The sequence below is a fragment of the Campylobacter sp. BCW_6464 genome (assembly GCF_001762775.1).
GTDB lineage: Bacteria > Campylobacterota > Campylobacteria > Campylobacterales > Campylobacteraceae > Campylobacter_D > Campylobacter_D jejuni.
This window is the reverse complement of the sequence record NZ_MJXM01000044.1, coordinates 1-994: the sequence shown is the minus strand read 5'-3', so window position 1 is coordinate 994 and position 994 is coordinate 1. Positions and strand designations below refer to the sequence as shown.

General features: G+C 28.6%; 2 protein-coding genes. Both read left to right on the top strand.

Annotation, left to right across the window (positions count from 1 at the left end; all coding sequences use genetic code 11):
* A partial coding sequence (locus AJ885_RS03730) for a class I SAM-dependent methyltransferase (protein ID WP_070280765.1) occupies positions 1-662 on the top strand: 662 nt, incomplete at its 5' end.
* Positions 659-994 (top strand): methyltransferase domain-containing protein (locus AJ885_RS03725; protein ID WP_148123896.1); only part of this gene is annotated, 336 nt, incomplete at its 3' end. The genes AJ885_RS03730 and AJ885_RS03725, both read left to right, overlap by 4 nt.

Here is a 994-nt window from a genome sequence, read left to right as displayed (position 1 = left end):
TTTGGGAAAATATTTTTTCCCAAAAAGAATGGGGGAAATACCCTAGCGAAAATTTAATCCGTTTTATTGCAAAGAATTTTTACAATGTTAAAGATAGAAGTAAAATAAATATACTAGAATTAGGACTTGGCACAGGTGCTAATCTTTGGTTTTGCGCTAAAGAAGGTTTCAGTGTTAGTGGCATAGAATGGAGTAAAACGGGAGTAGAAAGATTTAAGCAATGTCTAGAAAATGAAAATTTAAATCACCGTATACAAGAAATTAAAATTGGAGATTATGAACAAAAACTTGATGAATTTGAAGATGAAAGTTTTGATGCTTGGATTGATGGATATTCACTTGCTTATAATGATTTTAAAAAAACGAAAATCATTATAGAAAAAGCAATTAAAAAACTTAAAAAAAATGGTAAATTTTTCTCTATTACTCCAAGTTTTAATAACGAAGGTTTTATTAAAGATGAAAAACTACCCTATCACACATGCAAACCAACTCATGGAAGCGATGCTTTTACGGGAATAATACGTTATTGTGATGAAAAAGATATAAAACAACTTTATCAAGGAGAGAATTACCAGATTACAGATATAAAAATAAATACATTAAAAAATCTTGAAAATAATCTCAGTGAACTTTATATAATTGAAGGAAAAAAATTATGAATAACAGCACTCTTTGGGAAAATATTTTTTCCCAAAAAGAATGGGGGAAATACCCTAGCGAAAATTTAATCCGTTTTATTGCAAAGAATTTTTACAATGTTAAAGATAGAAGTAAAATAAATATACTAGAATTAGGACTTGGCACAGGTGCTAATCTTTGGTTTTGCGCTAAAGAAGGTTTCAGTGTTAGTGGCATAGAATGGAGTAAAACGGGAGTAGAAAGATTTAAGCAATGTCTAGAAAATGAAAATTTAAATCACCGTATACAAGAAATTAAAATTGGAGATTATGAACAAAAACTTGATGAATTTGAAGATGAAAGTTTTGATGCT